This window comes from Psychrobacter sp. A3 (assembly GCF_028823565.1).
GTDB lineage: Bacteria > Pseudomonadota > Gammaproteobacteria > Pseudomonadales > Moraxellaceae > Psychrobacter > Psychrobacter celer.
The window spans coordinates 1-9100 of sequence record NZ_JAPEHS010000095.1; the positions used below are offsets into that span (position 1 = coordinate 1).

The following is a 9100-nucleotide window of genomic DNA, read 5'->3' on the forward strand; positions in this document are numbered from 1 at the left end:
GCGACTGCGCTTGCGACGATTCGGTACCAGTCTCCATGGTCAGCAAAGTCCCAATCACCGTCAACATCGTACCGACCAAAAACAACAGCGCCAAAATCAGCATACCATCATACAAAATCGCCACCACCCGAGTTAAGGGTTTGGCAATGCTAGGGGCTTCATTTGGGTCTTGCTGCACAGGCGCGCCGGACGAAGATGATTTGGGCGCAGAGGATTTAGGCACAGTTTTTGGCGGGCGTTTGGATAAACTCTTTGACATGGTACAAGCTCATAGCAAGCAGTGAATAGTAGCGCTATTGTACCGTAATTCAAACGCTTATCGTACCTTTGATGATTAAAGACGTATGCGCCACCTGCTACTTGTATGTATTGTGCGCAAATGATAGGTATAAAAATGACAGACACAAAAAAATCGCCAAAATGTCATAAGACAGGCGATTATTTTAGGTTTTGCTTAAGCTTTAAAAAGGTAAGCTAGTATGCAAATGGTGCGCCTGGAGAGATTCGAACTCCCGACCCCTTAGTTCGTAGCCAAGTGCTCTATCCAACTGAGCTACAGGCGCGTATTTTGCATATCATTCACTACAGTGTTTAGTAACAATTGCAGTAAATTAGGTTGGTCATTATATAGATAATATCGCTTGTGTCAACTGATTTATTAAGATAATTTCAAATTATTTTTGAAGTCATCGCTAAAAAATCATTTATCGTCGATATACTGCGTTAGCACTATTATAATAACAAAATAAATGGCGGTGAAGGAGGGATTCGAACCCTCGATACGCTTACACGTATGGTTCCTTAGCAGGGAACTGGTTTCAGCCACTCACCCACTTCACCGAACGAAGTAAGACACTTATAATACTGTTCAAAAACAGCCTTACAAATACAGTATCGATGCTAACGATACGTCTTATGTCGTGGGCGAGTATTATAACAAAGCCAAAACGAATTGCAAGCCTTGTCGGCATATTTAATCTCGCTTTTATGATAATTATTGATTTAAATGCTTTTATCGCTCATTGTGACCAACAATACTGCCCAAATCTACACATCAGATACCCCCCTATCCCTAAGGCTGCAATAGGCTGGTTTGTTTGAATGAACCACCTGCCATAAGTACAATCCATACAACGCAAAACTGGTACTTTTTATGTCTGTATAGTTAGCTGAATATAAAACTGTTATGGATTTAAACGCGCTACTGGTATAAATTTTACTTGCGTGCTGTGTTCCCAGAGGCTGCGCAACCTACGTTTAAAAATAGCATCCCAGTAGCGCTATGACATTTTTAGAGTGTATCGACTATAGAACGCTGCTTATTTAAAACAGGTTAACGCTATTCTGATACTGGCTTTTTGCTTATTGGCTGGCTATAGTATTTATCAGTTTTCTGATCGCTCTTATAAATAAAAGGATATGTTATGCGACCCGTGGTACTGTGTTTTTCAGGATTGGACCCCTCAGGCGGCGCTGGACTACAAGCGGATATCGAGGCCATCGGCCAAGCCGGCGCCCATGCTGCCATCGCTTGTACCGCCATAACCATCCAAAGCTCGCAACAAGTGTTTGGGTTTGAGGCATGCGCGGCCAGTTTGGTCAAGGATCAAGCCGTCGCCGTGCTCGAAGATCTGCCGGTCCGTGCCATAAAATCTGGCATGCTTGGCGCCACTGACAATATCGCCATGCTCACAGAGCTGTTTGCCAAGCAAGCCATCGACGCTGACACGCCGTTTGTCTTAGACCCTGTGCTGGTCGCCAATAGTGGCGGCAGCTTGGGCGATGAGCAGACCTTGGTCACCGCCTTTCGCAAGCTGCTCCCCTACGCCACCTTAATCACACCCAATACACATGAGCTGCGTGCGCTAAGCGGCGAGCAAGACCTACATGTCGCTGCAAAAAAACTGTGTGCGCAAGGCACCCATGCCGTCTTGGTAAAAACCTCCCATGACTTCGACAGCGGCGATATCGAGCAGTATCTGTATATCAATGGTGAGATGGTACATCAGAGTATCTTGCCACGCCTAAAAGGCGAGTTTCATGGCTCTGGCTGCTCGCTTGCCAGCTTTATCGCTGGACGCTTAGCCATGGGCGATGCGCTGATTGACGCCGTCAAAGCGGCAGATAACTGGATCACTCAGACGCTACGCGCCGCTGACGTCCCGCACCCTGACGATGACGCCGCCCAATTGATACCCAATCGTTTTGTCAGTTATTCACATATCCAATAAATATATACAAAAAGGGCGCTCTATATCGATAGAGCGCCCTTCACTCAGGCTAATTAACAGCGCAGCGTTTTAGTGTTAACCCAACATTGGCATAAAGCTGGCGGCCAAACCACCGATGAATATCTCGAGTAAATAAAACGCCAAAAAAGCCACCATCGGTGACAAATCAAGCATTCCTAAGTTTGGCGTGATGCGGCGAAACGGTGCCAAAATAGGTTCGGCCAGACCGATGATAATACCGATAATCGGATGCTGAGACTGGGTAAACACCACAATCCAGCTGACGATAATAGAGCCGATGACCAAGTAGCGACACATACGCAAAAAGTCTAATAATAAGCTGGTGGTACCCGTAAAAAACAACGGCACCGGCGCAATGCCTTTATGCATTAAGGCAGCTTTGCCAGAGATATCGATCAGACGAATCAAAAACATCAGTACAATGGCGGCAATGCTGATACGGCCTTGCGCGACGGTCGGAAAAATACGCCCAAACACATCGACGATATGGGTCGCTTTATAAGCAGGGGCAATCATAGGGTTACGAGCATCCATACCAGCAAACTGCAGCATAAAACGAATAAACACCAATATCATGGCGAAAGTGGTGACCAAATCAAAGATTTGAAATAACATGTTGTTCATGAAGCGCTACTCAATGTGACGTTATTAACGGATTTTAAGAAGACGAATGTCTTTATCAGGCGTTTTTTGATTATAAATGAGATATGCCATCATGCCTGACATATCCCAAGATAGAGAAACAGTAGTCAGCGATTATTTACTCATCTCTTCGCTCAGCGCTTGGCTGCGATCATAGCAGGCTTTCATGGCTTCAATGATTTGACGACCAATCTCGTTGGCTTGCATAGACTCGACAGCCGCTTGCGTCGTACCATTTGGCGAGGTGACCTTACGGCGCAGCTCGGCTGGTGCGTCATCACTATTCATCGCCATTTTTGCCGCGCCTAGCATGGTCTGCATGGCCAGTGCTGACGCTTGCTCTTTATCCAACCCCAGCGCGACTGCACCATCAACCATCGACTCGATAAAGTAAAACATATAAGCAGGCGCTGAGCCTGAAACAGCCGTGACCGCATGCATGTGTGCTTCATCATCGACCCACATGACTAGCCCTGAGGCTTCCATCACCGCCGTTGCCAATTGCTTTTGTTCTGCAGAGATAGTGTCTGTACCATATAAGCCAGTCGCGCCCATCTGAATCATCGCCGGTGTGTTTGGCATCGCGCGCACGATATTGCTATAGCCGGCGAGCATGTCTGTCAACAAAGCCGTCGACAGACCTGCCGCGACCGAAATCACCAGCTGCTGATCTAGCGCATCGGCAAAGCCGCTCACCACCGCTTTCATCACTTGCGGCTTGACGGCCAATACCACAATGTCAGCACCGATAACAGCAGCTGTGGCATCGGCGGTTGGGTCGACAGTGTTTAGTCCTTTAGCAGATAGCTGCTCACGCGCCTCGCTACTAGGGTCAGCGACTGTAATCAAGCTTGGCTTCAGCGCCTGCGCCATGTTGCCGCCACCGATAAAGCTGATTTTTTTATTATCTAATACTGACATACTTGTCTCCTACGCAAAAATCCAAAAGTATTCAAACTAACATACTGCTAGGGAAAATGACACTCAGTTTACCATACTGCTACTGGCATCGTTTGATAAATTCAGCGGCTTACTTGCCCGCTTGACGCCTCATTGACTGATAGAGTGATCGCCTCTATCTGAACGGATTTTGGCGCAGCTTTGGTGTTGCTGGCGTTGTTGCCTGGCGCGACTTTTATATCATAATCTGAATAACGACACCCTCAGCTATCTCATCAAGCGCCGCTGGATGATTACTCTCTACGCGCATGATATCTGTGCGCAATATCCAACAATCAAAAGGTGACAACAATAAGATAGGCACGGCAGCTGCGTTTTCGATCAGATCGTCTTGTCCGTCTTTTGAATGACTAAAGTCGACGCTTACTATCACCAAGCTTTCCCGCAGCCATACTGGTATGCCCAGCGTTTGATATAGTTTTTTGCCCGCTTGTGGCCGCGGCATGGACACCGTGCGCACGCGCTGCTGCCGCGCTAACGGCGCAAACGAGAGACGCATTGCACCCTGATGATTGGCAAGCTTACCTGTTAGCGTACCCTTGCTTAACGTGTCTTTGCTTAACATGTCCTTACTGAACGTAGCACTGCCGCTTCTGTCACCACCCAATAAAGCAGCCAAAGCATGAGGCCAAATCTTAGCTTGCCAAACGAAATGTGTGTCACTGCGTAATGTCATCAAGATAGGCTGCGGTCTGATAGCAGGTGTACTAGCCACCTCAGCTGTCAGATCAGAGATTACATGCTCCACCTTACCCATCGGTAACGTCAGCCAATCCAGCCAGTCGCTACTTATACGATACAGCCGCTGACGATAACGGCGAATGACGTAAGACTGTAGACCCGCTTGCCAAAAAAGCGCGGTTTGGTGGTTAGAGTCCTGACGCCGGCTAAGGCCAAATACCGCATCTACCAGCTGCTTTGTGGGTGGCAACGGCTCATCTTGAGTAAGCCAATGATGCAGCAATTGGCGCTGACGGTATGGCGGCAGCGTGTTTAGCGCTGCTATATCTAGTACCCGCTGGGCGGACGCGAGCTGCAAATCACTGACTGCTACCCGCTGCAGATCCGCTACTGCCTGATCATTGAGGATGGATTGCGCGTCACTTAATAGCTGGGCGCTACGGGCGATATTATCAATGACGTTTGGGTTATACGTGGCCAAAACTGGCATGATATCGCGGCGCAGACCACTACGGACGTTATCCCCTGCCTCATTGGTTGGGTCATCAATATAGGGGAGTTGTAGACGCTGCGCATAACGGCTGATCGTACTACGTTTGGCGGTCAACCATGGCCGCCACAGTGCGTTGCGCCGTCCACCTTGTGTCTGCGTGCGCCACGGCTGCATACCTGATAGCCCATTGACCCCAGCGCCTTGTATCAGCCGCATCAGTATCGTTTCAGCTTGGTCATCAGCGTGATGCGCAAGCAGCAGTACATCGTCGGTGTTGAGTACGGCGCGCATCATCTCATAGCGGGCATGCCGTGCTGCCTGCTCGTCTTGACCTTTGACCTGTGCGCGCAAGATTTGGCAAGGCAGATTTTGCACGGTGGCCCAACGTGCGACGTGCTGCGCCCAGACGCCGCTATCTGCTTGCAGACCATGATCGACGTGCAGTAACTGCGGCAAAAACGGCAAGCGGCCATGATGATATAGCTGGACACACAGCGCCGCCAGCGCTAAAGAGTCTCGCCCACCACTACAGGCCAGCCAGACGCGCCGGCCATGCAGCTGCGCGCTGTATTCTGTCAGACTACTCAGCAATACCTGCGCCAAATCATCGTCAGTTGGTAGCGTCGCTATTGGCTTAATAGGAGAGGGAATAATTGCGCTACTGGTCATAATCAGCCTTGTTGATAGCAAGCAAAATATCATGAGCCTTGACATATGTACGTCGTATAGAAATTGTGCTGCTAATTATAGTAAATCCAAATACGTCAGATACATGGCGATAAAGCGCTCAATGCAAAGTTATTTTTTTAAAGTGTTTAAATCGTAGTAGTTAAAAAGTAGCGGAGAATGTCTGAGCGCTTAGATGATTGGATAATTTATTGGCTCAAAATCTTATAAACAACCTCTTATAAATCACCTATGCATAAAAAAACGCGCCATACAATGACACGTTTTTATTTTAACACTTTTATTTTGCGATATGACTCATCAACAAATCAGCAAGGCAGCATCACTTCAGAGTCAAAGGATTTGAGCTTTTCATAACGCAGTGCGCAGCGGGTTTCAACATCCATCTCATTGAGCGCTTTTAATTGCTCAGTGAGCAAGGACTTTAGCGCATCCATGACAGGCTGCGGCTGGACGTGCGCGCCCTCACCTTCCTCAATGACCGCATCAATCAGACCCATTTGATGCAGGTTTACCGCATTTAGCTTTAACGCTTCACTGGCGTCTTGAGCTTTTTCGGCAGTCTTCCATAAGATAGAAGCGCAGCCTTCAGGTGAGATGACCGAGTAGATACTGTTTTGTAGCATATTGACCCTGTCACCCACGCCGATGGCCAGCGCACCGCCTGAGCCGCCTTCACCGATGATGGTCACGATGATAGGAACTTGTAGACTAGAGAATACCGCGATACTCTCCGCGATGGCTTGTGCTTGGCCGCGCTCTTCTGCGCCCACTCCTGGATACGCGCCTTGGGTATCGACAAAGGTCATCACCGGAATATTAAACCGCTCGGCCATTTTTACCAAACGAATGACCTTACGGTAGCCTTCGGGGTTGGCCATACCAAAGTTATGGGCGATACGCTCACGCGTACTACGGCCACGGTGCTGACCGATGACCATCACAGGCTGACCCTCAAAACGCGCCAGACCACCTACGATGGCCTTGTCATCGGCAAACGCGCGGTCGCCATGTAATTCATCAAACTCGGTAAACAGCTGATTGACATAGTCCATAAACAATGGACGCTTGGCGTGCCGTGCAAGCTGCACACTATCCCAGACAGTGCTCATAAATGCTTCCCTTTAATAATTATACTCAATAATGTTATCGGTTTTTGATAATAAAAGTACAGTTGTAAACTCAATAGAAGCTATAGTAGCACATCTTAAATGGCATGACATTATTGTCAAAGCGGCTTTTGTTACCTAGATCTGTAAACCATCTTACTAACGATAGGGCACATGCCACCAGTAAGGCGCATTGATACGTCGATGGTGTCCGTCATCTGGCATAATAATGATGCTAGCTATCAAAGCCATCAGGCCTCTATCACGCTAAGCTCGATACCCCATTTGGCAAACTGCTCAATCTCGGTATGCAAATCTGGCAACAAAAATGCATAGTGCTCGCTACTATCGGCAACCGTGATCTGCCAGCAGTGATCATCGACGACAGCGAGCTGTAATGCTGGTAGCTCATGGTCGCTGCGGCTGTGATGCGCCAATACTGCCAAACGCAGGAGCAAGCACAGATAGACCAACTGGTTGCCGCCGATGGTACAGGTCTGCTCCAACATATCGGCTTTTAGCTTACGGCGGTGATTGAGCATCAGCTGCGCCATGCGCTTTTGGTCGACCTGTGAAAACCCTGGAATATCTGAGTGCTCAAGCAAATAAGCGCTATGCTTATGGTAGCTACTGTGACTGATCGCCAGCCCTATCTCGTGCAAAAACGCCGCCCGTCTGAGCAAATCGCCATCATCACTACTCAGACCCAGCGTGTCTTTGACTTGTTCAAATAAATGCCGGCTGGTTTTGACCACTTGTTTGGCTTGTTTTTTGTCGCCTGAATAGCGTTTGATCAACGCCAGCACACTGCGGTCACGCACGTCTTCACTCGCAAAACGCCCTAACATATCATACATGACACCTTCGCGCAGCGCGCCGTCAGAATAGACGATGGTTTCGATACCCAGCACTTTCATCACCGCGCGCAGGACCGCTACCCCCGCTGGAAACACCGCCTTTCGGTGCTCTTTGACACCTTCTAAATCGATATCGCCGACGTTGCCGATCTTTAGCAGCAGTTTTTCGAGTTTTTTCACCCCTTTATAGGTGATGCGCTCTTGCTCATCGGCCCAGCCCTTTGACACCAACACATTTCGCACCGCTTTGATGGTACCGCTTGAGCCGACCACACTACTCCAGCCGACTTTTTGGTAACGGCCATTGATCGCCAGTACTTCTTTACGTGCGCCTGCGATGGCATTGGTAAACGCGTCTTTGGTAATCTGCCCATCAGCAAAGTACTTTTGGGTAAAGGCCACGCAGCCCATCTGCAAGCTCTCCGTCAGTAGCGGGTCAAACTCTTGGCCGATGATAAACTCCGTCGAGCCACCACCAATATCGATGACCAAACGCTTATCACTACTGGCGTTGGTATGTGAAACGCCCAAATAAATCAAACGCGCCTCTTCTCGTCCTGCGATAATCTCGATAGGCTTGGGCAAAATCTTATTGGCACGGCTGATAAAATCATTGGCGTTTTTGGCTTGGCGCAAGGCGTTGGTGGCGACCACCCGAATACGCTCAGGTGGCACCGAATCCAAACGCGCCACAAAGCGGCTAAGACATTCAAGGCCGCGCTTTTCAGCCGCCGCGCTTAGGATGTTGTGCTCATCCAGCCCCGCGGCCAGCTGCACTTTTTCTGACATAGAGACGACTTTACGCACCTCCCCATGATCTAAACGAGCGATGGCTAAGTGAAAACTATTGGAGCCGATATCAATGGCGGCCATCATTTCATCGTCGGCGATTGGCGGGTTTGTAAAATAATCAATGGGCATAAGCGAAATCGTTACCATATTAGTGGGATAAAAGGTACAGACATGGGCGGCGCTGGGTCAAACGGCTGGCTCAAGCAAAGCCAAGCTGTCAAACATCTTATAATAACCAAACTATAAAAACCACATGACAAAAACGGGCCATCGACATCAATGTGAGAGGCCAGCAGACAGCAGTGACACAATTTTCGCCATTAAAGCATTTATGCCAAACACTGGCAAGTATAGTCGAATCCAGATAAATCAGATACATGGCTACCAATTCGCACAAATCAGCAGCAGTGGCCGGCAGATTATCTAAAACTTGTGTTACTCATGGGGCTTTGTTACATTAAAATGCATCAAAGGCCTCACTATCCGCTGGCCCATGCCGGCTTAACTTGCTGACCGCCAGCCATCATTTTATCATTCATTAGCAAGGAAGCTAACGTCATGAATCAAACAGCCACCCTCGACGTGATCAAAGCCGCTGACCATCACTCTCATACTCAGGCAAAAAAC

At 48.6% G+C, this 9100-nt stretch carries 6 protein-coding genes, 2 tRNA genes and 1 pseudogene; 1 reads left to right on the forward strand and 8 read right to left on the reverse strand.

Annotated elements, in window-relative coordinates; all coding sequences use genetic code 11:
• From NK638_RS10775 to NK638_RS10785, 3 genes and pseudogenes are all read right to left on the reverse strand, one after another.
• Positions 1-259: pseudogene (locus tag NK638_RS10775) on the reverse strand (RDD family protein); the annotation flags it as partial.
• Between the two features lie 227 nt (positions 260-486).
• A tRNA-Arg gene (locus NK638_RS10780) sits at positions 487-563 on the reverse strand.
• A 187-nt stretch (positions 564-750) separates the two neighbouring features.
• A tRNA-Ser gene (locus NK638_RS10785) sits at positions 751-840 on the reverse strand.
• Between the two features lie 584 nt (positions 841-1424).
• Here NK638_RS10785 and NK638_RS10790 point away from each other — a divergent pair.
• Complete coding sequence (locus tag NK638_RS10790) at positions 1425-2231, forward strand: hydroxymethylpyrimidine/phosphomethylpyrimidine kinase (RefSeq protein WP_274633027.1); 807 nt, start codon at positions 1425-1427, stop codon at positions 2229-2231.
• 75 nt (positions 2232-2306) lie between these two features.
• Here the strand turns inward: NK638_RS10790 and NK638_RS10795 are convergent, their stop codons facing one another.
• The 5 genes from NK638_RS10795 to ppx all read right to left on the reverse strand — a co-directional run bounded on the left by NK638_RS10795 (position 2307) and on the right by ppx (position 8602).
• A complete protein-coding gene (locus NK638_RS10795; protein ID WP_274633028.1) occupies positions 2307-2876 on the reverse strand; it encodes a YggT family protein in 570 nt (189 codons plus the stop codon).
• Between the two features lie 132 nt (positions 2877-3008).
• Entirely contained in the window at positions 3009-3815 is an 807-nt protein-coding gene (gene proC / locus NK638_RS10800) for a pyrroline-5-carboxylate reductase (RefSeq protein WP_274633029.1), read from the reverse strand.
• A 214-nt stretch (positions 3816-4029) separates the two neighbouring features.
• Positions 4030-5697, reverse strand: coding sequence for a tRNA lysidine(34) synthetase TilS (gene tilS / locus NK638_RS10805; RefSeq protein WP_274633030.1), 1668 nt, complete (start codon positions 5695-5697; stop codon positions 4030-4032).
• A 326-nt stretch (positions 5698-6023) separates the two neighbouring features.
• Entirely contained in the window at positions 6024-6827 is an 804-nt protein-coding gene (locus NK638_RS10810; protein ID WP_075102213.1) for an acetyl-CoA carboxylase carboxyltransferase subunit alpha, read from the reverse strand.
• 248 nt (positions 6828-7075) lie between these two features.
• Positions 7076-8602, reverse strand: coding sequence for an exopolyphosphatase (ppx, locus tag NK638_RS10815; RefSeq protein WP_192995843.1), 1527 nt, complete (start codon positions 8600-8602; stop codon positions 7076-7078).
• Positions 8603-9100: the final 498 nt, after the last annotated feature.

Coding starts and splice junctions, on each gene's coding strand:
- NK638_RS10810 (WP_075102213.1), bottom strand. CDS start 6,827: ATGAGCACTGTCTGGGATAGTGTGCAGCTTGCACGGCACGCCAAGCGT.
- tilS (WP_274633030.1), bottom strand. CDS start 5,697: ATGACCAGTAGCGCAATTATTCCCTCTCCTATTAAGCCAATAGCGACG.
- ppx (WP_192995843.1), bottom strand. CDS start 8,602: ATGCCCATTGATTATTTTACAAACCCGCCAATCGCCGACGATGAAATG.
- NK638_RS10790 (WP_274633027.1), top strand. CDS start 1,425: ATGCGACCCGTGGTACTGTGTTTTTCAGGATTGGACCCCTCAGGCGGC.
- proC (WP_274633029.1), bottom strand. CDS start 3,815: ATGTCAGTATTAGATAATAAAAAAATCAGCTTTATCGGTGGCGGCAAC.
- NK638_RS10795 (WP_274633028.1), bottom strand. CDS start 2,876: ATGAACAACATGTTATTTCAAATCTTTGATTTGGTCACCACTTTCGCC.